Source organism: Arthrobacter sp. T572 (genome assembly GCF_056780115.1).
Window position 1 is genome coordinate 505,416 of the sequence record NZ_JBRAZQ010000002.1, and the last position, 22,788, is coordinate 528,203.

23 protein-coding genes are annotated in these 22,788 nt (G+C 63.7%); 15 read left to right on the top strand and 8 right to left on the bottom strand.

The window, feature by feature from the left end; genetic code table 11:
* Positions 1–8: 8 nt before the first annotated feature.
* From mmsB to ACUYMZ_RS03580, 3 genes are all read left to right on the top strand, one after another.
* Positions 9–935 (top strand): 3-hydroxyisobutyrate dehydrogenase, encoded by a 927-nt coding sequence (gene mmsB / locus ACUYMZ_RS03570; protein WP_481602115.1) that lies wholly within the window; start codon positions 9–11, stop codon positions 933–935.
* Between the two features lie 24 nt (positions 936–959).
* Entirely contained in the window at positions 960–1,733 is a 774-nt protein-coding gene (locus ACUYMZ_RS03575; RefSeq protein ID WP_481602116.1) for an enoyl-CoA hydratase, read from the top strand.
* A gap of 94 nt (positions 1,734–1,827) precedes the next feature.
* The gene (locus tag ACUYMZ_RS03580) at positions 1,828–2,124 is read left to right on the top strand and encodes a hypothetical protein (protein WP_481602117.1); all 297 of its coding nucleotides are present in this window, start codon (positions 1,828–1,830) and stop codon (positions 2,122–2,124) included.
* Positions 2,125–2,157: 33 nt separating this feature from the next.
* Here ACUYMZ_RS03580 and ACUYMZ_RS03585 read toward each other — a convergent pair whose 3' ends face one another.
* Positions 2,158–2,817 (bottom strand): TenA family protein, encoded by a 660-nt coding sequence (locus ACUYMZ_RS03585; protein WP_481602118.1) that lies wholly within the window; start codon positions 2,815–2,817, stop codon positions 2,158–2,160.
* A gap of 153 nt (positions 2,818–2,970) precedes the next feature.
* Between ACUYMZ_RS03585 and ACUYMZ_RS03590 the strand changes: the two genes are divergently transcribed.
* Positions 2,971–3,846, top strand: a complete 876-nt coding sequence (locus ACUYMZ_RS03590; protein WP_481602119.1) for a universal stress protein — start codon at positions 2,971–2,973, stop codon at positions 3,844–3,846.
* On the opposite strand, the gene ACUYMZ_RS03595 is transcribed toward ACUYMZ_RS03590, so the two are convergent.
* Positions 3,833–4,342, bottom strand: coding sequence for a MarR family winged helix-turn-helix transcriptional regulator (locus ACUYMZ_RS03595; RefSeq protein ID WP_426005665.1), 510 nt, complete (start codon positions 4,340–4,342; stop codon positions 3,833–3,835). The genes ACUYMZ_RS03590 and ACUYMZ_RS03595 overlap by 14 nt on opposite strands.
* A 24-nt stretch (positions 4,343–4,366) precedes the next feature.
* Complete coding sequence (locus ACUYMZ_RS03600; RefSeq protein WP_481602120.1) at positions 4,367–6,085, bottom strand: AMP-binding protein; 1,719 nt, start codon at positions 6,083–6,085, stop codon at positions 4,367–4,369.
* A 111-nt stretch (positions 6,086–6,196) separates the two neighbouring features.
* Between ACUYMZ_RS03600 and ACUYMZ_RS03605 the strand changes: the two genes are divergently transcribed.
* Complete coding sequence (locus ACUYMZ_RS03605) at positions 6,197–7,423, top strand: acyl-CoA dehydrogenase family protein (RefSeq protein ID WP_481602121.1); 1,227 nt, start codon at positions 6,197–6,199, stop codon at positions 7,421–7,423.
* A gap of 91 nt (positions 7,424–7,514) precedes the next feature.
* On the opposite strand, the gene ACUYMZ_RS03610 is transcribed toward ACUYMZ_RS03605, so the two are convergent.
* The 5 genes from ACUYMZ_RS03610 to ACUYMZ_RS03630 form a co-directional block, all read right to left on the bottom strand.
* Positions 7,515–8,141 carry an HNH endonuclease family protein gene (locus ACUYMZ_RS03610; protein ID WP_481602122.1) on the bottom strand — a complete coding sequence of 209 codons (627 nt, stop codon included), beginning with the start codon at positions 8,139–8,141 and terminating at the stop codon, positions 7,515–7,517.
* 180 nt (positions 8,142–8,321) lie between these two features.
* Positions 8,322–9,080 carry a MerR family transcriptional regulator gene (locus ACUYMZ_RS03615; RefSeq protein ID WP_481602123.1) on the bottom strand — a complete coding sequence of 253 codons (759 nt, stop codon included), beginning with the start codon at positions 9,078–9,080 and terminating at the stop codon, positions 8,322–8,324.
* Between the two features lie 75 nt (positions 9,081–9,155).
* Positions 9,156–9,776: a PadR family transcriptional regulator gene (locus tag ACUYMZ_RS03620; protein WP_481602124.1), complete on the bottom strand. Its 621-nt coding sequence runs from the start codon at positions 9,774–9,776 to the stop codon at positions 9,156–9,158.
* A gap of 237 nt (positions 9,777–10,013) precedes the next feature.
* A complete protein-coding gene (nadE, locus tag ACUYMZ_RS03625) occupies positions 10,014–10,835 on the bottom strand; it encodes an ammonia-dependent NAD(+) synthetase (protein ID WP_442423321.1) in 822 nt (273 codons plus the stop codon).
* A 112-nt stretch (positions 10,836–10,947) separates the two neighbouring features.
* Entirely contained in the window at positions 10,948–11,967 is a 1,020-nt protein-coding gene (locus tag ACUYMZ_RS03630; RefSeq protein ID WP_442423322.1) for a LacI family DNA-binding transcriptional regulator, read from the bottom strand.
* 175 nt (positions 11,968–12,142) lie between these two features.
* On the opposite strand from ACUYMZ_RS03630, the gene ACUYMZ_RS03635 reads away from it, so the two are divergent.
* Genes ACUYMZ_RS03635 through ACUYMZ_RS03680 form a run of 10 tightly spaced genes read left to right on the top strand, consistent with a single transcriptional unit; the run spans position 12,143 to position 22,749 of the window.
* A complete protein-coding gene (locus ACUYMZ_RS03635; RefSeq protein WP_426005674.1) occupies positions 12,143–13,501 on the top strand; it encodes an ABC transporter substrate-binding protein in 1,359 nt (452 codons plus the stop codon).
* Between the two features lie 12 nt (positions 13,502–13,513).
* Positions 13,514–14,575, top strand: a complete 1,062-nt coding sequence (locus tag ACUYMZ_RS03640) for a carbohydrate ABC transporter permease (RefSeq protein ID WP_442423323.1) — start codon at positions 13,514–13,516, stop codon at positions 14,573–14,575.
* Positions 14,572–15,507, top strand: a complete 936-nt coding sequence (locus ACUYMZ_RS03645) for a carbohydrate ABC transporter permease (RefSeq protein WP_426005676.1) — start codon at positions 14,572–14,574, stop codon at positions 15,505–15,507. The genes ACUYMZ_RS03640 and ACUYMZ_RS03645 overlap by 4 nt, the downstream gene beginning before the upstream one ends.
* A gap of 2 nt (positions 15,508–15,509) precedes the next feature.
* A complete protein-coding gene (locus tag ACUYMZ_RS03650; protein WP_481602125.1) occupies positions 15,510–16,358 on the top strand; it encodes a sugar phosphate isomerase/epimerase family protein in 849 nt (282 codons plus the stop codon).
* Entirely contained in the window at positions 16,355–17,545 is a 1,191-nt protein-coding gene (locus ACUYMZ_RS03655; protein ID WP_481602126.1) for a Gfo/Idh/MocA family protein, read from the top strand. Before ACUYMZ_RS03650 ends, ACUYMZ_RS03655 begins: the two co-directional genes overlap by 4 nt.
* On the top strand, positions 17,542–18,468 hold the full coding sequence (locus ACUYMZ_RS03660) for a sugar phosphate isomerase/epimerase family protein (RefSeq protein ID WP_481602127.1): 927 nt from the start codon (positions 17,542–17,544) through the stop codon (positions 18,466–18,468). Before ACUYMZ_RS03655 ends, ACUYMZ_RS03660 begins: the two co-directional genes overlap by 4 nt.
* Positions 18,469–18,472: 4 nt before the next feature.
* A complete protein-coding gene (gene uxaC / locus ACUYMZ_RS03665) occupies positions 18,473–19,873 on the top strand; it encodes a glucuronate isomerase (RefSeq protein WP_481602128.1) in 1,401 nt (466 codons plus the stop codon).
* A complete protein-coding gene (locus ACUYMZ_RS03670) occupies positions 19,870–21,258 on the top strand; it encodes a mannitol dehydrogenase family protein (protein ID WP_481602129.1) in 1,389 nt (462 codons plus the stop codon). The genes uxaC and ACUYMZ_RS03670 overlap by 4 nt, the downstream gene beginning before the upstream one ends.
* The gene (gene manD, locus ACUYMZ_RS03675) at positions 21,255–22,484 is read left to right on the top strand and encodes a D-mannonate dehydratase ManD (protein WP_481602130.1); all 1,230 of its coding nucleotides are present in this window, start codon (positions 21,255–21,257) and stop codon (positions 22,482–22,484) included. Before ACUYMZ_RS03670 ends, manD begins: the two co-directional genes overlap by 4 nt.
* Positions 22,474–22,749, top strand: coding sequence for a shikimate kinase (locus ACUYMZ_RS03680; RefSeq protein ID WP_481602131.1), 276 nt, complete (start codon positions 22,474–22,476; stop codon positions 22,747–22,749). The genes manD and ACUYMZ_RS03680 overlap by 11 nt, the downstream gene beginning before the upstream one ends.
* Positions 22,750–22,788: the final 39 nt, after the last annotated feature.

Here is a 22,788-nt window from a genome sequence, read left to right on the forward strand (position 1 = left end):
AGACGATCATGACAGAGAATGCAGCGAGGTCGGCCACGGGACTCATCGCTTTCCTGGGCCTCGGCCACATGGGCGGTCCCATGGCGGCCAACCTGATCAAGGCAGGGCATGAGGTGATCGGCTACGACCCTGTGCCGGCCGCCGTGGAAGCGGCCAAGGACCATGGGATCCCCATGGCGGAATCGGCGGTCGATGCCGTGCGGGACGCGGGCGTGGTGTTGACCATGTTGCCCAGCGGCAAGCATGTGCTGGACGCGTACCGGGGCGTCGAGGGTCCAGGGCTCCTTGCGGCTGCACAGCCGGACACCCTCTTCCTCGACTGTTCCACCATCAACGTGGACGAGGCCCGCGAGGCAGCGTCCCTGGCCGTCGCTGCGGGGCACCGGTCTGTGGATGCTCCCGTGTCCGGTGGGGTAGTGGGCGCCGAGGCCGGAACCCTGACCTTCATGGTGGGAGCGCTGTCCGGGGATTTCGACGCCGTCAGGCCGCTCCTGGAACACATGGGCAAGAGGATCGTCCACTGCGGCGACCACGGAGCCGGCCAAGCCGCGAAGGTGTGCAACAACATGATCCTGGGGGTGTCCATGATCGCTGTTGCCGAGGCCTTTGTCCTGGGCGAGAAACTGGGCCTTACCCATCAGGCGCTGTTCGATGTTGCGTCCAATGCGTCCGGGCAGTGCTGGGCGTTGACCACCAACTGTCCGGTTCCCGGTCCCGTGCCTACGAGTCCGGCCAACCGTGACTACCAACCCGGTTTTGCCGGCGCTTTGATGGCCAAGGACCTGCGCTTGGCAGTGAATGCGTTGGAAAGTACGGGTGTCGCAGCGGAGATGGGGCCGCTGGCGTCCAGGATCTACGATGCCTTTGCTGCCGGAGAGGGCGCCGCGCGGGACTTCTCCGGCATCATTACCGACATCCGCGACAAGTCTTCGTAAGTTTTGGTTGCTGAGAGGGAGAGTATGACGTTCGAGAACATCCTGGTGGAGCGCCGGGGCCGGGTTGGCCTGGTGACGCTGAACAGGCCGTCGGCTTTGAACGCCTTGAACACGGCGCTCATGAATGAGCTCGTTGCGGCGGTGACGGACATGGACCGTGACCCCGGCGTTGGGGCCGTGGTGATCACGGGGTCCGCGAAGGCGTTCGCCGCCGGTGCCGATATCAAGGAGATGTCCTCCAACAGTTACATGGAGATGTACGTGGCCGACTGGTTCCGCCATTGGGAGGACCTGACGCGCCTGCGCATACCCATCATTGCGGCGGTCTCCGGGTTTGCGTTGGGCGGAGGGTGCGAGTTGGCCATGATGGCCGATGTCATCATCGCCGGCGACAACGCCAAATTCGGGCAGCCCGAGATCAACCTGGGTGTGATCCCGGGCATGGGCGGTTCCCAGCGGCTCACCCGGGCTGTGGGCAAGGCCAAGGCGATGGACATGGTCCTGACCGGGCGTTTCATGGACGCGGAGGAGGCTGAGCGTTCGGGCCTGGTCTCCCGGGTGGTGCCCGCCGCGGAAGTTGTGGACGAAGCGTTGAAGGCAGCGGAAGTCATTGCTTCGAAGTCCAAACCCGCAGCCATGGTGGCGAAGGAAGCCGTCAATGCCGCGTTCGAGATGGGCCTCGCCCAAGGCGTGGTCTTCGAACGCCGGGTGTTCCACTCACTCTTCGCCACCGAGGACCAAAAGGAAGGAATGGCGGCGTTCATGGAGAAACGCGAGCCCGCCTTCAAGCACCGGTAATTCCTGTCCCGGTAGTTCCTGTCCCGGTAGTTCCTGCACGGAATCCGTCCCCGGGGCGGATAGACTCAAGGCCACCGACAAAGGGGGAGAGAACATGTCAACGGAGAGTGTTCCGGCCGGTCAGGTCGAAGTTTCGGCCCAGCAAGTCAATCGTCTTGCGATCGTCGCAGCGGCAATGGCGGTCCTGGCCCTGGTGGGCTTGTTCTTCGCGGGCATGGCAGTCATTGCCGTATTCGTGGTGGGTGCAGGCCATGTGGCACTCAACCAGATCCAGGAGCGCGGTGAGCGCGGCCGGCCCCTTGCCGTGGGCGCGCTGGCCGTCGGCTACGGGATCGGCGTCCTGTCCTTGGTTTCTGCACTCATTTTCGCCTTCACGGCAACCTACGCGTAGCTCTGGCAAGGAGCGGCCCGGACGCCGGCAGCACTAAACAGCTGCCGGCGCCAGCGCGGCGTCGAAGAACGCCCGCTCCAGGCGGACGGCTTCGCGGAACGTTGCCGCCACCCGATCGCGAACCGCCGGATCACCCGGTTCCACGGCATTGAACTCTGCCCGCAGCCAATCCACCCAGGCGTTGTACCCGGGATTGTTGTGGAGCCGGATCCATTCGGAATGCTTGGCCTGCACAGGCCAGTTCGCGGGGTCTCCGGCCCGTGCAGCCCAGTCACCGTAGAGCCACTCGGCCACCAGGAGCACCGCCAGCACATCCGGATACGAGCGCGTTGCCAGGGCACTTCTCATCAGTGCGTCGAACTGGGCCGTTGCCGGGCCAAGGACCGGAGCGGTACGGTCATGGGCAGGCACGTCGAGTTCATCGAAACAGTCCTGGAAGTACGTGTTCTCATCCGAGGCGAAGGCGCCCAGAATGCCGGCAAACACCAGCCGCGACGGAAGGGCAGGGGCCGACGCCACAGCTTGGCCCAGCAGCGCAGTGAAGGCATCGCAGAACTGGTAGTCCTGCACCAGGTAGTGGCGCAGGTGGTGGTCCGAAAGGCTGCCATCCAGCAGCTTGTCCACAAAGGCGTGATGCATGGCGGCTTCCCAGTCAGCGGCGCAGCTGGTCCTTAGGTCTTCGGCAAAGCCCACGGCTGGGTGCTCCTCATGGTGGTCGGCGTAGGGGGACTGAACCAGCATAAGAGACGGACAGGGCGCAGGGTGGCCCTGACCTAGGAGACGCGAAGAAGTTGCGAGGCCAACCGGCACTGGTTCCTGTCTCCGTGCCCGCGTAAGCTCGGGCCCATGACGGAGTCCGGACCCATCGTCGTTGGATATGACGGTTCCACAGAAGCGAAGCTGGCCGTGTCCTGGGCTGCCAACCAAGCGCTGCTGCGGAAGCGTCCACTGCATCTGGTGCACTGCTCCCTATGGATTCTGGTCGCCCCCGATCTCGCTCCGGTCCCCGGTGTGGCCGACAGCGGACTTGAGCGGGCGGCCGAGCTTGTCCTGCAGGAGGGCCGGGAGCTCGCAAAAGACGCGGCGCCCGCACTGGAGGTGAACACCACGCTGCTCCATGGCTTGCCGAGGGACCATTTGGCCAGGATGTCAGCCGACGCGGACATGCTGGTCCTGGGCAGCCGGGGAATCGGCGGGTTCATGGGTTTGCTCATCGGATCCGTCAGCTTGGAGATGGCGGCCACCGCCTCCTGCCCGGTGGCGGTCATCCGATCCGTTGAGCATCCTGATGGCCCCGTAGTGGTGGCGATCGATGATGCAGGTTCACCGACGGCCCTCGAGGACGCGTGCGCCATGGCGGAAGCCGAAAGCGCCACCCTAAAGATCGTCCACGTCGTTCACGAGCCGTCCGGCTACCGGCGGTTGCGGGACCCCGTGGACGCCTACCCGGCAGCGGAAGCACTCATCGACGCAGCAGTACTCAAGGCACGCCGGGAGGTGCCGCACGTGGAGGTTTCCGGACAGTTGTTGGTCGACCACTCGACGCCGCGGGCGATCCTCGAGGCCGCGAAGGACGCCCGGATCGTCGTGGTCGGCACCAAAGGGCACGGACTCATCAAAGGAACCATAGGGTCAACCGCGCATGCAGTCATGCATCACGCCGCCGGTCCCGTCCTGGTATCCCGCCGCAGCGCCGAGCCGCCCAGCGCTACTCCCCGGTGAAGTCTCCGGCATCCCTGCGGAAGGCGCCGAGGACGCGGATGAGGTGATCGACGTCGTCGTCCTTGAATCCCGACTTGCCGAAAACCTCGGTGTTGAGCGCCGCCGTCGCCTTTTTTGCGAGGGTGCGGCCCTCCGGGGTGAGTTCGATCAGCGTGGTGCGGCCGTCTGTAGGGTGGGGTGACCTGGCCACCAGCGCGGCTTTTTCCAAGCGGTCGACCGCGTTGGTCACCGACGTGGGATGCACCTGCAGCAGGGCGCTCGCCTTGTTCATGGGCAGCGCACCGCTGCGGGCGAAGCTCAGCAGGGCCAGAAGTTCATACCGTGCGAACGTCAGGCCGAACGGCTTGAGCACCGTCTCGATGCGGGCCAGCAGGATCTGCTGGGTCCGCATGATTGCGGTGATGGCTGCCATGGGAGCCGCGACATCGCCCCACCCATGCCGTTCCCAGTTGCGTTGGGCGTCGGCGATGGGGTCGCGGGGGAGCGGGGTGCCCATGTACGTCCTTTCCGTGGTGGGTGCCTAGTCTTTCAGATTCGGAAACTCTTCCTCCGTGTATTCGACGCCGAGGCCCGCCGGAAGCGGGCCGGCACCGTGGCGGGCCACCTCGGTTCCGCGCAGTTCGACCCGGCGGATCTTGCCGGAAATGGTCTTGGGCAGTTCCCCGAATTCGATCCTGCGGATCCGTTTGAAGGGTGCCAGGTGTTCCCGGGCGTACCGGAGGATGTCCTCGGCGACCGCCGGGCCGGGTTCATAGCCGGCGGACAGCACCACGAATGCCTTGGGCACCGACAGCTTGACCGCGTCGGGAGAAGGTACGACGGCGGCCTCCGCCACTGCGGGGTGTTCGATCAGGACGCTTTCGAGTTCGAAGGGCGACAAACGGTAGTCCGAGGACTTGAAGACGTCATCGTCCCGGCCTACGTACGTGATGACACCGTCAACGTCCCTGCTGGCCATGTCGCCGGTGTGGTAGTAGCCGTCGCGGAAGGCTTCCGCCGTTTTCGCCTCATCGCCGAAGTAGCCCTTCATGAGCCCCACGGGCCGTGGGTCCAAGCGCAAGCAGAGTTCGCCGTCGTCGGCTTCCTGGCCGGTGACCGGGTCCACCAGGACGACGTCGTACCCGGGGAGGGGGCGTCCCATGGAACCGATCTTGACCGGCTGGGCCGGAGTGTTGGCGATTTGGACGGTGGTTTCCGTTTGACCGAAGCCGTCACGGATGGTGACGCCCCAGGCTTCCTCGACCTGGCCGATCACTTCGGCGTTCAGGGGCTCGCCCGCGGAGACCACCTTCCGCGGCGGATTATTAAGCTGCGTCAGGTCTGCCTGGATGAGCATGCGCCACACGGTGGGCGGGGCGCAGAAGCTCGTGACGCCTTCGCGGTCCATCTGTTCCATGAGGGCTTTCGCGTCGAACCGCTCGTAGTTGTAGATGAAGACGCAGGCCTCGGCGATCCACGGCGTGAAGACGTTGGACCACGCGTGCTTGGCCCAGCCAGGGGAGGCGACATTGAGGTGGACATCGCCGGGTTCCACGCCGATCCAGTACATCGTGGACAGGTGGCCTACGGGGTAGGAGGTATGCGTGTGCTCCACGAGCTTGGCCCGCGACGTTGTGCCGGAGGTGAAATAGAGCAGCAGCGTCTCATCCGCGCGGGTGGGGGCGTCGGGCGTGAAGTCAGTGCCGGCGTCGTAAGAATCTTTATACTGTTTTGCCGCTTTGCTGGTGGCTTCCTGGCCGACTTCAATCAGCGTGTAGGTGCCCTCGACGTCGTCGAACTTGCCGATGTTGGCGCTGCCGACGGCGACCCACGAGGCGCCGCCACGCTCCACCCGGTCCTGCAGATCGCGGGCGCCCATGAGGGTGGTGGTGGGGATCATGACGATGCCGAGTTTGATGCCGGCCAGCATGAGCTCCCACAGTTCCACCTGGTTGCCGAGCATGATGATCATATGGTCGCCACGGCGGACGCCCTGGTCCCGCAACCAGTTGGCCAGCTGCGAGGAACGCTGTGACAGTTCCTGGTAGCTGCGGCGCGTGGAGCTGCCGTCCTGCTCCACGATGACCAGTGCGGGTTGGTTCATTCGCGCCGGGTTTGCTGCGAGGTGGTCGAACCAGTCCAGGGCGAAGTTGAAGTGTTCGAAGCGAGGCCACTGGAATTCGCTGTGGGCCTGCCGATAGTCCTCCCGAAGCTCGAGCAAGCGGTCGCGGGCCGCACGGAAGTCGTCAGTGACTGTCATAGTCCGCCTTTCGCTGGGGCATCGCCGCCCTAGTGATCCACATCACCTTGCAATATACTAGGACATCCAAGGGTTTGGAAGAGCCTGCGCGGGACATGACGAAGGGGTCACATGCTCGACGAAAAAGCCGGCACTGCCACAAGCGGAGCCGCCAACGGGGCAAGCAGCAAAAATGTCCTCCCTCCTTACCCGGAGGCGGACCTGATGCACGTAGTGGACCTGCTCCCTGCCGGGGAACACGCGCGCTACGTTGAAGTGCGCAAGTTCCTCCAATCGCACGTGCGGGCCGCCAGTATCGACTACTGGAACAGGGAAGAATTCCCTTATGGCCTGCTCGCCGACATGGCCAAGTTCGGGCTTGGCAGGCTGCAGACGGATGGTTCGTCGAAGCTGTTTAAAGGTCTCATGTACACAGAGGTCGCCCGGGCCGATGTTTCGCTCTCGGCCTTGGTGGGGATCCACAATGAACTCATCGTCGGGATGATCCATGAACTGGGCTCGTCCGAACAGAAGCAGCGCTGGCTGCCGGGCCTCGAAGCCTTCACCCAGTTGGGCGCCTTTGCGCTGACCGAACCGGATCATGGGTCCGACATCGCCGGAGGACTCTCGACGACGGCGCGGCGCGACGGCGGTGAATGGGTCATCAACGGTGCCAAGCGCTGGATCGGGGCTGGCACGATTGCCGACTTCGCGTTGGTCTGGGCGCGCGACGAGGCCGACGGGCACGTTAAAGGCTTCATCGTTGAGACGGACCGGCCCGGGTATTCCGCCACCAAGATCTCGCACAAGATCGGCCTGAGGATCATGCAGAATGCCGACATTGTTTTGGATGAGGTCCGCGTCCCCCTGGACAACCTGCTGCCTGGCGCCACCGAGTTTTCCCGGGCCAACGACCTCCTGCGCGACTCCCGGGCGTGGGTTGGATGGCAGGCTGCAGGGATCCAGTTGGCCGCTTTCGATGTCGCCCGGTCATATGCCTTGAGCCGTTTCCAGTTCGGCAGGGAGTTGGCGCGCTTCCAGTTGGTCCAACAGCAACTCGCGGACATCCTGGGGAACGCCCACGCATCGCTGTCCCTGATGGTGGAACTGGCCCGCATCCAGGAGGCCGGGAAGTTGGAGATGGTCCAGGCGGCGATGGCCAAAGCGACCACCACCCGCCTGGCCCGTTCATCCGTGGCAATGGGACGCTCCCTGCTGGGCGGCAACGGCATCACCACGGACTACGAAATGGGCAAGCTCTTCGGCGACGCGGAGATTCTTTACACGTACGAGGGCAGCTACGAGATCAACTCGATGATCGTGGCCCGGGCTGTGACGGGGAAGTCGGCGTTTGTTTAGGGGGCCTTGGCTGCTGTGTGAATAAGGATCTTTTCACTTCGAGGACTAGGTGAAAAGATCCACGCTGTGGTCCCTTCACTTCCCGGGTCACCTAAGCCGGGCAATCTCCGAGGATCCGTGCCATGGCGTCGTGTTCAGCCTGCGTGACCCAGAGGCCATAAGCGGCCTTCACGGAGATCTGCCGCGTAACGTATTCGCAGCGGAAGGCTTTGCTGGGCGGCAACCAGGTGGCGGCGTCGCCGTCGCCCTTTTGCTGGTTGGTGGGCCCATCGGTGGCTTGCAGGTTCAGCGGATCGTTCGCCAGGGCGGTGCGCTTTTCGAAGCTCAGCTGCTGGGCCCCTTTTTGCCAGGCGTCGCTGAGGGGCACCACATGGTCGATTTGTACAGCTGAGCTTGTGGTGGTGCCGCGGACAAAGGCGATGGTCTTGGCCGTGTAAGGGTCGGCGAGGGTACCGCTTTTGACCTTGCAGGGGACGCTGTTGACGTAGCTGACGGCTGTGAGGTCACGTTTGAGGATGTCGTTCCGGGTGTCGCATCCATTGCGGTCGACGTCCGCCCAGGCTTGCCCGAACTGGTCGCGGTCGTATCCCGTTTTCGGGGCGCGACCCTTGATAGGGAGGGTTGTCAGGGTATCGAGTGCCTGTGAGGCTCCACGAACGCCAGTGGCTTCGACCGGGCCGGGCGCGCAGCTTCCCAATAAGAAGGCCAGCGATACCACCAGGACAAGGGCGCCTGGGCGTCGCCAACCGGATAGGACGTGTGTGGGCAAAGCCGGCAAAAATAATCCCCTTTTCATGACATCAGGCCGCGAGTCAACGGCCGGCGGGGGCGCTTTTGGGAAAACGCCCCCAGGGATTCTAGTCGTCCGAATTACAAGGCTGTAATTAGCTGGGCTTCGTTAAAGGTTCGCCTCCGCGTAAAACCGCAACGCGTCCCGCACAAACGCAGCCCCCGATTCCCCTCCGTAGTTGGCCGCAAAACGGGGATCAGCAACATACATCTCGCCGAGGCCCACAACATACCCCTTCGCATCTCCACCGGGCGCTGCCGAGGGAGTTCCCGGAATGCCGCGCAGCCATTCAACGTGCCGCCGGGCCAGATCCTGGGCCTCCGCGCTGTCGGGTGACGCCCCTGAGGAAGCGGCCACAATCCAGTCGCTGCCAAGCTTCTGTGAACGGTCCTTCCATTCCTGCTTTTCGTCAGGGCTCATGCCACGCCACCACGCGTCACTCGCGGCGTAGGCGTCCTTGCCCCATCGTTCCTCTACCTCGTCCTTGTACTGAGTGTGGTCGAAGCCGTCAAACATGTCCTGTGCCATGTACTTTCCATCCCCTTTCATTGTCTCGATGGTTTGCCGCACGGAAGCGATCTGCCTGGCCAAGCGGTCCTGTTCCTGCCCGAGCCATTCCAGATGGCCGCTGAGGGCTTTGACGGTGTCCGTTTCCCGGACCAGGACCTCGGCAATCGCCGGCAGCCCGAGCCCGAGCTCCCGCAGCAGGAGAATGCGCTGGAGCTGAACCAAGGCCGGACCGTCGTAATAGCGGTAGCCGTTATGTCCGGTCCGGCTTGGTTTGAGCAGCCCGATGTCGTCGTAGTGACGCAGCGTTCGGCTGGTGGTTCCTGCCATCCTTGCGATTTCCTGGATTGACCAGTCCATCCGTCCTCCGTCCCGTGCCTGTCCTTTGACAGTAGAGGTTGACGTTACGTCAAGGTCAAGGGGATGAGTGCGGTACTAGTCGGCCAAGATCAGGTACAGCGCCCGGCGGGTTTCATCGAGCTTCTCGATGGCTGCCTTGCGCTGTTCCTCGGTGGCCGTGGCGCGGAACTGGTGGATGGCCCCCATGAGTTTCCCGATGCTCTGGTGGAACTCGTGGTCGGTCCCGTCCACGCCCGTGTTCCAGGCGTTGGCGAGTTCCTCTTCGTGCTCGGCCACGTATTCACGGCCGGCTTCGGTGAGGGTGAACTCGGTGCGCCGCCCCTCGCCCGTAGCGGTGATGAGGTCCTCATCGACCAACTGCTGCAGGGTCGGGTAGACGGATCCCGGGCTGGGACGCCACGCGCCGGAGGTCTTCTCCGCGATGGTCTTGATCAGGCCATAGCCGTTCGATGGGGATTCGGCCAGCAGCGACAGGATTGCCGCGCGGACGTCGCCGCGGTTGCGGCGCGGTCCGCCGGGACCAAAGCCGCGGGGACCGAAGCCGCCGGGTCCAAATCCCGGACCGAAGCCTGGGCCGAATCCGCCGCCGTGACCGCCGGGACCCCGACGTCCTCGGCCGCGGCCAAACCGTCCGCGGCCGGGGAAGCCCGGACCTTGTTCGGGAGAGTGGTGTTCGTGTTCGTGGATGCCTTTCATAACAGCATCGTCCTTTCGGTAGGGTTCACCGATGGAGTATCGGCGATAGTTAACGATATATCGGTAACTATCGTGTCGTCAAGACGGGTGAGAGAGGGTCCGGCTGGAAAGGGCTTTAGGTGAGAGAGGGTCCGGCTGGAAAGGGCTTTAGGTGAGAGAGGGTCGTTAACGCCCGACGGCGGGTGCGGACTTATCGCTAAGTCCGCACCCGCCGTCGCGGTTTTGGGAGGCTGGTGGCTATTTCCACCAGGTATCGAAGATGGTGACCGGTACCGTGCGCTTGTGGCGCGTCCGGAGGTATTTCTGCTCGATGAGCTCGGCGGCGCCGTCGGGAACGTCGCGGCCTTCGAGGTAATCATCGATCTGGTCGTAGGTAATGCCGAGCTCGTCCTCGTCCGTGCGCCCAGGCTTGTCGTCCAGGAGGTCTGCCGTGGGAACCTTCTGCCACAGGCGGGCCGACGCGCCCAGTTCCGCCAGGAGTTCGCGGTTCTGCCGTTTGTTCAGGCCGAACAGCGGCAGGATGTCTGCACCGCCGTCGCCATATTTGGTGAAGAAGCCCGTGACCGACTCGGCGCCATGGTCCGTGCCGATCACCAGGTAGTTGTGCTCGCCCGCCAGGGCGTACTGGGCGATCATGCGGGCGCGGGCCTTGGTGTTGCCCTTGTGGAAGTCGGAAATTTCTGCGCCAGTGGTTTTCTTGAACTCATCCTCGAAGCCGTCCACGGCATTGGAGATATTGAAGGTCCACTCGGTCTTGGCGTTGATGAAGTCCAGCGCTGCCTGGGCGTCGTCTTCGTCGTGCTGGACACCGTAGGGGAGCCGGACTGCCACAAAGTTGGCGTCGACGCCCTCGGCTTCCAGTTCCTCCACCGCCAACTGGGCGAGTTTGCCGGCCAGCGTGGAGTCGAGTCCGCCGGAGATGCCCAGGACGAAGCCCTTGGTACCCGTGGCTTTCAGGTAGTCCTTCAGGAAGGCAACCCGCTTGCGCACCTCCTCTGCTGGAGTGATCCGGGGCTGGACGCCCATTTCCTCGATGATCTTGGCCTGGAGTTCGCGCATGTGGTCAACACTAGTCAGGGCAGTTGTGACCGCTCAACCATTTCGCCTCCCGTTGCCCAACTAAGTCGCAGTTGTGCGCGTTTTGAGCCCGCTAAACGCGCTCTGCTGCGACCTACTTGGGTGCCGGGCCGGTGGAGCGGCGGACGGTGAGGTGGGTGGGCATGACTGCAAGCCGCCGGCTTGAACCAGCATGCAAGGGATCCAGCTGGGCCAGCAGCATGGAGACAGCCACCCGGCCTGCCTGCTCAATCGGCGAGGCGATGGTCGTCAGGGGCGGGTTGCAGAAGTCGGCGCCGAAGATGTCGTCGCAGCCCACGATGCTCATGTCCTCGGGAACCCGGATTCCGCGCTCCCTCAGCCGCTGGAGCATTCCGATGGCCAGGAGGTCGTTGAACACGATGCATGCGGTAGCTCCCGTCCGCGCAGCTGCGTCTGCAGCCGCGGCTCCGGACGTGGTCTTGGGAGCAAAGGGGCCGATTCGTGACGTGTTCAATCCACGTTCGCGGCTTTCGTCCTCGAAGGTTTTCCATCGCTTGGCGTTGGACCACGACGACGCCGGGCCGCCGACGTAGCAGATGTTGGTGTGGCCGAGGGATGACAAGTGGTCGATTGCTTGGACGATTGCCCCGGGCGTATCGATCATGACGGTTGGTGCATTGGAGGACGAACGGTTGATCGTGACAATCGCCTGGGATGAAGCCGCCGCAGCCAACTGGGTATCGGTGAGCCTGGAGGCAGCCAGAATAAATCCGTCAGCGGTCCGCTGCATCTTCTTGAGCGTGTCTGCCTCCATCTCTGCCGATTCCTCCGTGTCCACCAGCAACTGGGTGTATCCGGCAGCTTTCAACTGGTTCTGGGTGCCGCGGATGATGTCGAAATAAAAGGGGTTGGTTACGTCTGGGACAAGCAGGGCAATTGCGTTGGTGCGCCCTGAGCTGAGCCCCCTGGCCTGCGAACTCGGCACATAGTTCAGGGTCGCCGCCGCTTGCTCAATCCGTTCCCGGGTTATCCGGTTCACACGCCCCGGGTTGGAGAGTGCCCTGGAGACGGTCGATGTTGCCACGCCTGCCAGTTCGGCGACGTCGCGGATCGTGGGAGGAGCACCCGTGCCTCGAACGGTCGAGTCTGCCATGTCGGTTCCTTCCAGCTGGCGTCCGCCCATCCCGGTGGGCGCGTCCTGCCAACATTTGAGCAGTTTTGGCAACTTTTGGCAACCGCTTGCCGCAGGGATTGCCAACTCCTAGACTCAACTCCGAGCCCCTGTGACATAGACCACCATTGCGGGCTGGCCAACCAAGGAGGAAACAATGAGGTTTGCACCATCGGCAAAGCTGGCGGCTGTAGTCGCAGCAGCCGCACTCGCTCTGACAGCCTGCGGAGGTGACGGCGGAAGTTCATCCGCTTCAAGTGGTCCCGTAGATGGCACCGGGAAGAAACTTAGCGTCCTGACCGGAGTCAACAACCAGTATCCCGAGCAGCAGAAGGAATGGTTCAAGGACATCGCCGCGAAGTTCAAGGCCAAGACGGGCGCCGAGGTTGAGTTCGAGACCTTCGCCTCCGCAAACGACGAACTGACGCGGATCCAGACTTCTGTTGTTTCAGGCCAGGGCCCGGATGTCTACAGCCTCGGCACCACCTTCACACCCACGGCCTACGCCACCAAAGCCTTCGTGACCCTCTCCGACGACGATTGGAAAAAGGTGGGCGGGAAAGAGAGGTTCAACCAGGCTGCCCTGGGGATCTCCGGACCGGATGCGGAGCACATGGCGGGAATTCCGTTCGTCAGCCGCCCGTTCGTCATGGCGTACAACAAGGACCTCCTTGCGGCGGCCGGCATTGAGAAGCCGGCAACCACGTGGGACGAACTCGCTGAGCAGGCCAAGAAGATGACCAACGCCGGCACCGGCACGTATGGCCTGGCCACCGGCTACAAGGACAACTTCGACCCATGGAAGTTCATTTGGGCCATGTCCGTCCAGGCCGGAAACCCGCTGGTGGACGGCGACCAGCTGAAGATGGACGACCCCACGGTCAAGAAAGCCTACGAGACCTACTTCGGCTGGCTCACCAAGGACAAGGTCGTGGATCCTGCAGCGATCGGCTGGAGCAACAGCAACGCGGTGGCTGCCTTCGCGTCCGGCAAGGCGGGCTACTTGATGATGACGACGTCCAGCTCGGTTCCCACCCTGGACAAGTCGCCGATCGCCGGCAAATACGCCTACTCGATTATGCCCACCACGGCGCCCGGTGAGACCTCACCCAAGGGCGACGGCGATAAGGCCGCCAGCATCCTCTCCGGCGACAACGTCGTGGTTGCCGACTACTCCCAGCAGAAGGACCTGGCGTTCGCTTACATCGAGCTCATCACCTCCAAGGAAGAGCAGTTGAACTACCAGAAGATCTTCGGCGAGCTGCCGGCGAATGCCGAGGCTCTGGCCTCCTTGACTGATCCCAAGCTTCAGCCCATCGCCGAGGCCGCAGGCAAGTCAAAAGCAACTCCGTTTACCGGTGCTTGGGGCGACATCCAGCTGGGCCTCCTGAACGTCACCGTCCAGTCCATTCCGGACCTGGCCAACGGCGCCGTGGATAGCGCTGCCCTGGAGTCCCGGCTCAAGGACGCCCAGTCCAAGGGCCAAGCATCCCTCGACCGGGCCGCAAAGTCCTAGGCAGGGTTCCCCATGTCCACTGATTCCTTCAGGGAAATGAAGGCCGTTGCCGGCCCGGCTGCCGGAGGGCATCCGGTCCGGTCCGGCACCTCAGCAAAAATGTCCGACGGCGGCACCGCCCCGACCCCGGGCACCAGCACCATGGGTCCTGCGGGCCGGGGCAGGAAACCCTCCCGCCGGAAAGGCATGAGCGAACGCAACCGGCCATTGTGGATGTTGATCCCGGGCGGCCTGCTGATGTTCGTCATCATCGTGGTTCCGCTTTTCCTCGGCATCTATATGTCGGCCCTCAACCTGGACCAGTACACCCTTCGCAAGTGGGTCAGCGCACCGTTCATCGGCGTCGACAACTTTGTGGAAGCGCTGACTGACTCACCCCTGCTGCATTCGGTATGGCTGAGCGTCAGCTATTCGCTGATCGCAATGCTGGTCACTTTGCCACTGGGTATCGCAGCTGCCGTCGCGACGCAGAACGCGTTCAGGGGCAGGGCGCTTGTGCGTTCGATTTTCCTGATCCCTTACGTCCTCCCATCCTTTGTGGTTGCCACGGTGTGGCGGACCATGTTCCAGCCGGACGGCGTGGTGGATTCAGCCCTGGGCGCCTTCGGCATGGACGGCGGGCTGTGGCTCAACGGCCCGCAAACGTATTGGACGCTCATCCTGGTTCAGATCTGGGCTTCCTGGCCGTTCATCTACCTGCTGGCCCTCTCCGGCTTGCAGTCCGTGGACCACGAGGTCCACGAGGCTTCGGCCCTGGACGGTGCGTTGTGGTGGAACAAGCTGCGGTACGTCATCTTCCCGTACTTGAAGGGTCCGCTGGCACTGGCCTTCCTCATCGGCATGCTGCACCACATCAACAACTTCACGCTCCCGTTCGTGCTGTTCGGCGTTCCGGCCCCTGCCGACGTCGAAGTCCTTCCGATCCTCACGTACGTCACCAGCTTCCAGAGCTTCCGGTTCGGCCTCAGCGCCGCCATGGCATTCGTGTCCCTTGTGCTGATCGCCATTCCGCTGTTCATCTACCTGCGCGCCGTCAAGTTGGACGACGCCGATACGCCGGGAGGCAAGAAGTGAGCGCACCAACCACCTCAGTCCGCGGCACGGCCGACCGGAGTTCGTCCGGAAACGGATTCCGGCCCGGCTCCAAACGGCAGCTTGAAGTAACCCGACTCCTTCCGGGCCCCCTGCTGGCCATCATCCTGGCGTTCCTGAGTGCCATTGTGCTGATTCCGGTCGCCTATATCTTCCTGGCGTCCGTGAACTCGGACATCGGCGTGGCCAACGGTGAGTTCTGGCCCTCGACGTTCTCCCTGGAGAACTACACCAAGATCTGGTCCAGCGTTGGCCTGGCCAAGGGCCTTGCCAACAGTGTGCTCGTCGCTGGAGCCACAGCTGTGGTGTCCGCCGCAATGTCCGTTTCCATCGCCTACGTCCTGGTCAGGTACCAGTTCCGTGGCAGGCTCACTATCCTGCGAAGCCTGCTTGCACTCCAGTCCGTACCCGGGACGCTCATGGTCTTGCCGGTGTTCGTACTCTTCTCGTCCGCGGCCAGCTATTTGGGAGTCCAGGTCATCGGAACGCAATGGGGCCTGTTCATCACCTACCTGACGTTCGCCATGCCGTTCTCGACGTGGGTGATGGTTACCTACCTGCGCGGCCTGCCCCGCGAACTGGAAGAGGCTGCCAGGATCGACGGCGCCAGCAACCTTGGGGTGCTGATGCGCATCATCCTGCCTCTCAGCTGGCCCGGAATTGTGGTCTCGGGAATCTTCGCCTTCCTGCTCGGCTGGAACGATGTTCTGTTCGCCTCGGTCATGACCAGGCCGGACAGCCAGACCGCGGCAGTCGCTTTGCAGATCTTCGGCGCCTCGCAAGAAGGTGGAGCCATCCCCCTGTACGGCCAAATGATGGCGGCGTCGCTCGTGTGCGCGGCACCCGTCGTGATTCTGTACCTGATTTTCCAACGTTACCTAGTGGGCGGCCTGACCGCCGGAGGAGTCAAGTAGCAATGACCGGTTCAGCAACAGTGGAGTGGACGCTCTCGGGCTTCGGAGACGAAATCGACGACGATCCCGTGCTGCAGATCGCGGTGCTCCAGGCCTTGGGTGCAAACCACATCGAAGTCCGCAGTGCATGGGGAACCAACATCGTGGAACTCACTGCGGAGCAGTTGGGTGAACTCAGGAAACTCCTCGACGCTGCAGGCATGGGGGTATCCGCCATTGCGTCGCCCATCGGCAAGGTGGATGTCACGCTGCCAGTGGACCACGAGGTTGAACGGCTGCGGCGTGCCGTCAACGCCGCCCAGGTGCTGGGCGCCCGTTATATCCGGATCTTCTCGTTCTACTACGGCGACGACGTTGCCGTAGAGAGCATCCGCGACGACGTCATTGACCGGATGCGGGCTTTGGCAGCCGTGGCAGAGGAAGCCGGAGTGGTGCTGCTGCACGAGAACGAGAAGGACATCTTCGGAGATACTCCTGAGCGGGTGCTGGACATCATCGAATCAGTGGCGTCACCGGCACTGAAAGTGGCCTGGGACCCCGCCAACTTTGTCCAGGTGGGGGTCAAACCGTTCGATGAAGGCTATGCCAAGCTCCGTCCGCACCTTGAATACCTGCAGGTAAAGGACGCACGGTTCGCCGACGGCGTCGTGGTTCCTGCCGGAGAAGGCGACGGCGATCTCCTCCGTACTGTCCAGGCTCTGAAGGATGACGGCTTTGTGGGCTTTGCCAGCCTGGAACCGCACCTCGCCGGTGCCCATGGGCTCGGCGGGTTCTCCGGGCCTACTGCGTTCGGAATGGCAGCACGCGCCTTTGCAAAAGTAGTGAACGAAGCTGGAGTGGAAACCAAGTGAGCACTGATACGAACCAACCCATTAACGTTGCCATTGCCGGATGCGGCAGCATCGGCAGGACGCATGCTGCCGCCGTCGGCGAATTGCCTGAACTGCGCGTCACCGCACTGGTTGACGAGATTGAGGAAGCTGCCACTGCCCTGGCGCAGCACATTGAAGACAGCGGTGCCTCCCGTCCAGCCACCTACGGAAGCCTGCGTGAAGCGTTTGCCGCTGCCGACGTCGATCTTGTCATCATCGCCACCCCCAGCGGACTGCACATCCAGCAGGCCTTGGAGGTACTGGCCGCGGGCAAACACGTTGTCATCGAGAAACCGCTGGACGTGAACCTCGATCGAGCAGATGAAATCCTGGCCGCAGCCGGGTCCGCGGAGGAAAAGGGCCTCGTTGCCACCGTCATCAGCCAACATCGTTTCGACCCGGCGTCGGTACTGGTGGACCGGGCACGCCGTGCTGGCCGGTTCGGCCGTCTGACGTCGGCAATCGCGTCGGTGAGTTGGTTCCGCAGCCAGGGCTACTACGATTCCGGGGCATGGCGCGGGACGTGGGCCATGGACGGTGGCGGAGCAGTCATGAACCAGGGCGTGCACACTGTGGATCTCCTCCTGTGGTTCCTGGGCAAGCCAGTGGAGATCAGCGCCAAGACCGCCCTCCTGGCGCACACGGACGTGGAGGTGGAGGACACCGCAGTGGCCACCTTGACGTTCGAATCGGGCGCGCTCGCGGTATTGCACGCGACTACTGCCGCCTACCCGGGACTGACCGTGCGGCTCCAGGTCATGGGCTCAACAGGCTCTGCCGTCATCGACAATGACAACCTTGAGTATTTCCACGCAGGGGATCCTGAGGAGGTAAACAAGAACCCGATGGGTGTCCGCGGCGGCGGCAACCAGGCCGAGTCCGAGCTTGCCACCTTCGCCGAGCCACCAGTAGCCACCAACCTCGACCCCACGGTTTACCCGGCTGGACATATCCGCCAGTACCGCGACGTGGTGGATGCCATCCGCAGCCGCAGGGCACCCGGCGTCACGGTTGCTGACGCCGTCACGGCCCTGGCCACTGTCCGCGCACTTTACGTTTCAGCCACGTTGGGCAGGCCCGTCCTGATCGCCGATGTCATGGCAGGAAAGTACAACGACGTGCAGGTGCGTACCGGCAATGGACACTTTGAGGAGGTCACGGCATGAAGTTCTCGGTTTTCACGGCATCGACCCCGGAATGGACTCCGCAGGAAGCGGCCATGACTCTGGCCGCGCAAGGATGGCACGGCATCGAGTGGCGGGTCACGGACCAGGCTGAGGCGTCGGAACCCGGCTTCTGGGCCGGCAACAAAGCCACCTGGCCCATGACCGGGCTTGAGGAAACCCTCCCTGAGATTGCCCGGCTGACCAAGGAATCCGGGCTGGAATACTCCGGCCTGGGTGGCTACGCACGTTGTGATGACCACGACGGCGTGGAACGGGTTCTTGCAGCCACGGCCGCCTTGGGTGCCCGGCAAGTCAGGGTCAATGTCCTTCCTCTGGGCAACTCCACCATGGGGGGCCAGGAGCCAAGCGGGCTGTCCTACCCCGAACTGTTCGCCTCAACGCGGGAGCACTACGAATGGGTGGCCGGGAGGGCCGCGCACCACGGGGTCAAAGCACTCGTTGAACTGCATCACGGCACGGTGACGGCCTCCGCTTCGTCTGCCCGAAGGCTCCTCGAAGGCCTTGATCCACAGCATGTGGGCGTGATCCATGATCTGGGCAACCTGCTGATAGAGGGCTGGGAATCACTGCTTCCCGGGCTCGAACTGCTTGGCCCTTACCTGGCCCACGTGCACGTGAAGAATGCGCGCTGGGTCCGGACGGAAGAACGCGACGCGGCAGGCGCAGCCATATGGGCACATGAGTGGGCGCCGCTCGCAGAAGGACAAGGCAACGTGCTGGCATATTTCCAGGCACTCGAATCGGTGGGCTACGACCGTTGGGTCACGGTAGAGGACTTTTCCACCGAAGTGCCTTTGGCAGAGCGTACCGCGGGCAACCTGGACTTCCTTCGCCGCGCTGCCTCCGCGGCGGGGTTGACCGTCAGCGAGAGCAATGCCGCTGACTCACTGGCGAAAGGTTGAACTGATGCCTTCCTCCATTGCAGCCCACCCTGACCGGCTCCTTCCCGCGGATCCTGGAACCCGGGAGATCGCCCGCTCGCTGCTGTCCAGGGTTCAGGACCTGCCTATTATCTCTCCGCACGGCCACGTTGACGCTGCTGTCATTGAGCAGAACACGCCCTTTCCGGATCCCGCCGCGCTGTTGGTGAGCCCGGACCATTACGTGACGCGCCTGATTCATGCCGATGGTGTTCCGATGGACCAGCTCCGTGCAAGCGGCTCCCGGGATTCCCGGGAAGTTTGGCGCCGGTTCGTGGAGGCGTGGCCGCTTTTTGAGGGGACGGCCTCCGGTTATTGGCTGCGTACCCAGTTCGAGCAGGTGTTCAAGCTTGGTGCGGACCTGGGCGAGCTGTCCGCCGATACCAGCTATGACGCGATTTCGGCCAAGCTTGTGGAGCCTGGCTTCCGCCCGAGGCAGTTGTTCAAGGACTTCAACATTGAGGTCCTGGCCACCACGGATGATCCCCTGGATGACCTTGCCAGCCATAAGGCGTTGACCGAGGATCCCAGTTTCAACGGCCGTGTCCTGCCGACGTTCCGTCCGGATGCCTACCTCAACATCGCCCACCCGTCGTGGGCCTCGAACGTGGAGCGGCTGATCGAAACCGCGGCCGACGGCGGCACAGGTTACGCCGGTTACCTCGCGGCCCTGGAAAACCGCCGTCGTTATTTTGTGGACCATGGCGCTGTGTCCGCGGACCATGGCGTCCGCACTCCGGCGACGCTCAAGTTGGAGGCCGCCGAGGCCGGGGCCCTGTTCGAGAAGGCGCGCGCGGGTAACGCCACGGCTGCGGACCGGGATGCGTTCGAGGCGCACATGATGTACCAGATGGCGCGGATGTCGGTGGAGGACGGGCTGGTGATGACCGTCCATCCGGGCTCGTACCGCAACCACCACGGGCCTACGTTCGAGGCCTTCGGCGCGGACACCGGCCATGACATCCCGATTGCCGTCAATTACACCGAGGCGATCCGTCCGTTGCTGCAGGATTTCGGGACGGCCAAGGACTTCCACTTGGTGCTGTTCACCCTGGACGAGACCGTGTTCTCGCGTGAATTGGCGCCGCTGGCAGGCTTCTATCCGTCCGTGTACCTGGGCGCGCCGTGGTGGTTCCTCGATGCCCCGGACGCCATGCTGCGTTTCCGCTCGGCCGTGACCGAGACGGCCGGTTTCTCGAGGTCCTCGGGCTTTATCGACGATACCCGCGCTTTCTGCTCCATCCCGGCACGCCATGATGCATCGCGCAGGATCGAGGCCTCGTTCCTGGCGCGTCTGGTGGCCGAGCACCGCGTCAGCGAGGACCGGGCGCATGAGCTGATTGTGGACGTCGTTGACGGGTCGCCGCGGAGGGTGTTCAAGCTGTGAGCTCCCTATTGCACAGGACGGCTCCGGCCGCTCCGGTCCGCATCGTCCATCTTGGGTTGGGTGCCTTCCACCGCTCGCACCAGGCCTGGTACACCCAGCACGCCGGCGATGCGGGGGAGTGGGGGATCGCGTCGTTTACCGGCCGCCGCCCCGACGCCGCTGCTGTCCTTGCCGCGCAGGATGGGCTGTTCACGGTGGTGGAACGCTCGGACGCCGGGGATGCCTTCGAGGTTGTCAGCAGCATTGTTGAGGCCGTCGATGGTGCTGATGTTGGCCGCCTGGTTGAACTACTCGCCGCGTCTTCCACGGCCATCGTCACGCTGACCATCACGGAAGCGGCGTACGGTCTGGGCGCCGCCGACGTGCCCGTTCTGCTCGCCGGTGGGGAACCCACGACGCCGATGGGCCGCTTGGTCGCGGGCCTCGCCGCCCGCAGGGACGCCGAGGGCGGGCCGCTCGCTGTGGTCAGTTGCGACAACCTCTCCGATAACGGGACCGTGGCCCGGAACGGTGTGTTGTCCCTGGCACGTGAATTCGATGCCGGCCTGGCGGGGTGGATCGAAGCGAACGTCAGTTTTGTGAGCACGTCCGTTGACCGGATCACCCCGCGCACCACACCGCAAGACATCGCCCTGGTGGCCTCTTCCTGTGGGTACCAGGACGAGGCGCCCGTGGTCACCGAGCCGTTCCACAACTGGATCCTGTCCGGCGATTTCCCTGCCGGGAGGCCCCGGTGGGAGGACGCCGGGGCAGTGTTCGTGGACGACATCGAACCCTACGAGAACCGGAAGCTCTGGCTGCTCAACGGCGCGCACTCCATCCTGGCCTACGCAGGCCTGGTCCGGGGGCACACCACCGTGGCCGAGGCCCTTGCCGATTCCATCTGCAGGGAGGCCGTTGAGAAGTTCTGGGACGAAGCAGCGAAACACCTGACCGGCCCGGACCTGCACATCACGGAGTACAGGGCCGCATTGTTGGAGCGCTTCGGCAATTCACGGATCGCCCACCACCTCAGCCAAATCGCCGCGGACGGAACGACGAAGCTCGGAATGCGCGCCATTCCCGTGCTTGCCGCCGAACGTGCGGCCGGCCGAAACGGAAGCGGGGCAGCCCGGATGATCGCTGCGTGGTCCGCCTACGTGGCTGCGTACTCCGGCGGACAAGACCCACAGGCAGAGGCCATCGAACAGGCGAACCTGCTCACCGGCACTGCGCGGACTGGAGCCCTCTTGGGCTTGCTCAGCCCGGACCTGGTGCGCGACACCGACTTGCTAGAGAGCCTGACCGCCCTGCAGGCAGAACTCGCGGCCGCGGTCCCTGACGATTCCACTCTTGAACCCGCGGGCAGCCACGTCGCCGATCCCGTACTGAAAGGACAATCATGAAAATCATCGCCGCCGAAGTCTTCGTGACCAGCCCGTCTCGCAACTTCGTTACCCTGCGGATCACCACCGAAGACGGTGTGACCGGCATCGGTGACGCGACCCTCAACGGCCGGGAACTCGCCGTCGCCGCGTACTTGAAGGAGCACGTCGCCCAGTTGCTGATCGGCAAGGACCCGCACCGGATCGAGGACACGTGGCAGTTCCTTTACCGGTCCTCGTACTGGCGCCGTGGCCCGGTGACGATGGCGGCGATTGCCGCCGTCGACATGGCGTTGTGGGATATCAAGGGCAAGATGGCAGGCATGCCGGTGTATCAGCTCCTGGGCGGTGCCTCGCGCAACGGGCTGCGGGCCTACGGGCACGCTTCGGGCTCCGACATTCCCTCGCTGTTCGATTCCGTGCGGGAGCACCTGGAACTGGGATACAAGTCCATCCGCATCCAGACCGCTGTTCCCGGCATCAAGGCCGTCTACGGTGTGGCCGCGCAGGCCCAGGCCTCGGGGGAGCGGTACGACTACGAACCCGCCGGGCGCGGTAACTTCCCGCTGGAGGAGGACTGGGACACCCGCGCCTACCTCCGCCACCTGCCCACCGTTTTCGAAGCCGTGCGCAACGAGTTCGGCCCCGAAATCCCGCTGCTGCACGACGGCCACCACCGCATGACCCCTATCCAGGCCGCCAAGCTCGGCAAAGCCCTGGAACCCTACGACCTCTTCTGGCTGGAAGACTGCACCCCGGCCGAGAACCAGGAAGGCCTGCGCCTGGTCCGCCAGCACACCACCACCCCTTTGGCGATCGGTGAAATCTTCAACACCGTGTGGGATTACCAGACCCTCATCAAGGAACAGCTGATCGACTACGTCCGTGCCGCATCCACCCACTTCGGCGGGATCAGCCCGTTGAAGAAGGTCATGGACTTCGCCGCGCAGTACCAGATCAAGTCCGGCTTCCACGGACCCACGGACATCTCCCCGGTAGGTTTCGCCGCGCAGTTGCACGTTGGCCTGGCCATCCACAACTACGGCATCCAGGAATACATGCAGCACTCGGACAAGACCAACGAGGTCTTCGAACAGTCCATGACCTTCACGGACGGCTACCTGCACCCGGGCGACAACCCCGGCATCGGCGTCGAATTCAACGAAGAAGCCGCCGCAGCCTACCCCTACCAGCAGGCCTACCTGCCCTACAACCGCCTCGTGGACGGCACCGTCCATGACTGGTAAACCCGGGACAAAGCACGACGGCGGCACTCACGACGGCGGCACCCTCCCCGGTCCTTCCGGTCACCATCTTGTGGTGATGGGTGTGGCCGGGTGCGGCAAGAGCACGGTGGGGATCGCCCTCGCCGAACGGCTCGGTGCCCGGTTCCTCGACGGCGATTCTCTGCACCCGCAGGCGAACATCGACAAGATGGCCTCGGGTACTCCGCTGAACGACGACGTCCGGGCACCTTGGCTGGCCGAAATCGGGAGGCGGTTCCCGGCGTAGGACACTGCTCTGGTCATTGCGTGCAGCGCGCTCAAGCGC

Excerpts from the sequence above, each read along its gene's own strand:
- mmsB (WP_481602115.1), top strand. The coding sequence starts at position 9 with ATGACAGAGAATGCAGCGAGGTCGGCCACGGGACTCATCGCTTTCCTG.
- ACUYMZ_RS03575 (WP_481602116.1), top strand. The coding sequence starts at position 960 with ATGACGTTCGAGAACATCCTGGTGGAGCGCCGGGGCCGGGTTGGCCTG.
- ACUYMZ_RS03580 (WP_481602117.1), top strand. The coding sequence starts at position 1,828 with ATGTCAACGGAGAGTGTTCCGGCCGGTCAGGTCGAAGTTTCGGCCCAG.
- ACUYMZ_RS03590 (WP_481602119.1), top strand. The coding sequence starts at position 2,971 with ATGACGGAGTCCGGACCCATCGTCGTTGGATATGACGGTTCCACAGAA.
- ACUYMZ_RS03595 (WP_426005665.1), bottom strand. The coding sequence starts at position 4,342 with ATGGGCACCCCGCTCCCCCGCGACCCCATCGCCGACGCCCAACGCAAC.
- ACUYMZ_RS03600 (WP_481602120.1), bottom strand. The coding sequence starts at position 6,085 with ATGACAGTCACTGACGACTTCCGTGCGGCCCGCGACCGCTTGCTCGAG.
- ACUYMZ_RS03605 (WP_481602121.1), top strand. The coding sequence starts at position 6,197 with ATGCTCGACGAAAAAGCCGGCACTGCCACAAGCGGAGCCGCCAACGGG.
- ACUYMZ_RS03615 (WP_481602123.1), bottom strand. The coding sequence starts at position 9,080 with ATGGACTGGTCAATCCAGGAAATCGCAAGGATGGCAGGAACCACCAGC.
- ACUYMZ_RS03620 (WP_481602124.1), bottom strand. The coding sequence starts at position 9,776 with ATGAAAGGCATCCACGAACACGAACACCACTCTCCCGAACAAGGTCCG.
- nadE (WP_442423321.1), bottom strand. The coding sequence starts at position 10,835 with ATGCGCGAACTCCAGGCCAAGATCATCGAGGAAATGGGCGTCCAGCCC.
- ACUYMZ_RS03630 (WP_442423322.1), bottom strand. The coding sequence starts at position 11,967 with ATGGCAGACTCGACCGTTCGAGGCACGGGTGCTCCTCCCACGATCCGC.
- ACUYMZ_RS03635 (WP_426005674.1), top strand. The coding sequence starts at position 12,143 with ATGAGGTTTGCACCATCGGCAAAGCTGGCGGCTGTAGTCGCAGCAGCC.
- ACUYMZ_RS03640 (WP_442423323.1), top strand. The coding sequence starts at position 13,514 with ATGTCCACTGATTCCTTCAGGGAAATGAAGGCCGTTGCCGGCCCGGCT.
- ACUYMZ_RS03650 (WP_481602125.1), top strand. The coding sequence starts at position 15,510 with ATGACCGGTTCAGCAACAGTGGAGTGGACGCTCTCGGGCTTCGGAGAC.
- ACUYMZ_RS03660 (WP_481602127.1), top strand. The coding sequence starts at position 17,542 with ATGAAGTTCTCGGTTTTCACGGCATCGACCCCGGAATGGACTCCGCAG.
- uxaC (WP_481602128.1), top strand. The coding sequence starts at position 18,473 with ATGCCTTCCTCCATTGCAGCCCACCCTGACCGGCTCCTTCCCGCGGAT.
- manD (WP_481602130.1), top strand. The coding sequence starts at position 21,255 with ATGAAAATCATCGCCGCCGAAGTCTTCGTGACCAGCCCGTCTCGCAAC.
- ACUYMZ_RS03680 (WP_481602131.1), top strand. The coding sequence starts at position 22,474 with ATGACTGGTAAACCCGGGACAAAGCACGACGGCGGCACTCACGACGGC.